Here is a 2,295-nt window from a genome sequence, read left to right on the forward strand (position 1 = left end):
GTGGTGGCACCTCGCCCCGTAGGCCTGTCGCACCCGTCTCCCATCCGCCGGCGAGGACGGCGCGCACGAAAATTTCACAACTCGGCCCGCCACGCCCACGGTACGCGCCGGCGTCGGGCGTCCCCCGTGGTCGCCGCAGCCCGCCAGGACCCGCTCCGGAGCCGGCCGCGGAGCCGCATCCGCGGGCATCTCCGCGCCCCGGCCCCTCGCTCGACCGGGCCGACGCGAGGAGGTCCCGCTTGGCCTGAACCCGTCCGGTCGGCGGCACGGCCGACGCGTGCCCCTTCTCCGGGGGTGCCGGGAACGTGCCAGGCGCTGACGGTGCGGACCCGTACAGAGACGGCGAGTTCGCCCCCGCGGCCGGGTACCGGCGGCGTGTCGGGTGCGGCGGGAAAACGAGGTACCGGGGGACCCATCCGACGGGCAGGGGCGGGGGAGCCGTCCGCGAGCCGGCCCGCGCGGCGCGGACGGGCTCGGCACGGCCGGGCCGTGCCTCCGTCATGTGCGGAGCACCTTTGCTCAATCATGACCGGGGCATGGCAGGGACGTTACGCGTCTGTAGGCCTCTTGTGGGTGTGGCACCCGTGGGTCAACCTTTCGTAGCGACAGCCTGTCGGCTCGAATTGTCATGGTCATGTCCATGTCGTTCCGTCATGCTGCCGCTCCGCCCCGCAGTGCCCACTCCAGAGGAGGACCCCCCACATGTCCGTGATGCGTCACACTCGCCGGAGGCTCGCCGGCATCAGCGCGACCGCCGTCGTCGCCCTCGCGCTCGGCGCGGCCGCCGCGTTACCCGCCTCGGCGGCCGACAACGGCCCGCAGGGCGTCATCGAGAACGCCGGCGCCGCCGGAACCGTCTCCGGCAGCTACATCGTGACCCTGAAGGACTCCGCCGCCCGCTCCACCGCCGACAGCGGCAGGGCCGTCGCCGAGCGGTACGGTGCGAAGATCGACAAGACCTACAGTGCCGCCCTCAACGGCTACTCCGTCGAGGTCTCCGAGGCGCAGGCGAGGAAGCTCGCCGCCGACCCGGCGGTCAGGTCCGTCGTGCAGAATCGTGTCTTCACCGTCGACGCGACCCAGCCCAACCCGCCGTCCTGGGGTCTGGACCGCATCGACCAGCGCGCGCTCCCGCTCAACCAGAGCTACACCTACCCGGACAAGGCCGGCGAGGGCGTCACCGCCTACATCATCGACACCGGCGTCCGCGTCACGCACCAGGACTTCGGCAGCCGCGCCTCCTACGGCTACGACGCCATCGACAACGACAACACCGCCCAGGACGGCCACGGCCACGGCACGCACGTCGCCGGCACCGTCGCGGGCGGCGCGTACGGCGTGGCCAAGAAGGCCAAGATCGTCGGCGTCCGCGTGCTCGACAACAACGGCAGCGGTACGACGGCCCAGGTCGTCGCGGGCATCGACTGGGTGACCCGCAACGCGGTCAAGCCGGCGGTGGCCAACATGTCGCTCGGCGGCGGCGCGGACTCAGCGCTCGACACGGCCGTGCGCAACTCCATCGCCTCCGGCATCACCTACGGAGTCGCCGCGGGCAACGAGTCCACCAACGCCTCGACGAAGTCCCCGGCGCGCGTGGCCGAGGCCATCACGGTCGGCGCCACCACCAACACCGACGCCAAGGCCAACTACTCCAACTACGGCACCGTCCTGGACCTCTTCGCGCCGGGCTCCTCCATCACCTCCTCGTGGGGCACCGGCGACGCGGCCACCAACACCATCTCCGGCACCTCGATGGCCACCCCGCACGTGGTCGGTGCGGCCGCGCTCTACCTGGCGCAGAACCCGGCGAGCACCCCGGCCCAGGTCCGCGACGGCCTGGTGAGCGCGGCGACCCCGAACGTGGTGACCAGCCCTGGCACGGGCTCCCCGAACCTCCTGCTCAACGTCGGTGAGGGCGGCACCGTCCCGCCCGGCAAGCGGTTCGAGAACACCGCCGACTACGCGATCAACGACAACGCCACCGTCGAGTCGCCCGTCACCGTAGGCGGGGTCGCCGGCAACGCGCCGGCGTCACTGGCCGTCGCGGTCGACATCAAGCACACGTACATCGGTGACCTCAAGGTGGACCTTGTCGCACCCGACGGCACCGTCTACACCCTGCACAACCGCACCGGCGGCAGCGCGGACAACATTATCAAGACCTTCACGGTGAACGCCTCCGCCGAGGTGGCCGACGGGGTGTGGAAGCTCCGCGTGAACGACAACGCCAACATCGACACCGGCAAGATCGACTCGTGGGCGCTCCAGTTCTGAGACCGGGGAACGGCGCGTGAC

1 protein-coding gene is annotated in these 2,295 nt (G+C 71.4%); it reads left to right on the plus strand.

Annotation, left to right across the window (positions count from 1 at the left end; translation table 11 throughout):
• Nucleotides 1–702: 702 nt before the first annotated feature.
• Nucleotides 703–2,274, plus strand: coding sequence for a S8 family peptidase (locus tag ACWGIU_RS36035; RefSeq protein WP_453712301.1), 1,572 nt, complete (start codon nucleotides 703–705; stop codon nucleotides 2,272–2,274).
• The last annotated feature ends 21 nt before the right edge of the window (nucleotides 2,275–2,295 follow it).

This window comes from Streptomyces sp. NPDC054840 (assembly GCF_053611065.1).

Excerpts from the sequence above, each read along its gene's own strand:
- ACWGIU_RS36035 (WP_453712301.1), top strand. The coding sequence starts at position 703 with ATGTCCGTGATGCGTCACACTCGCCGGAGGCTCGCCGGCATCAGCGCG.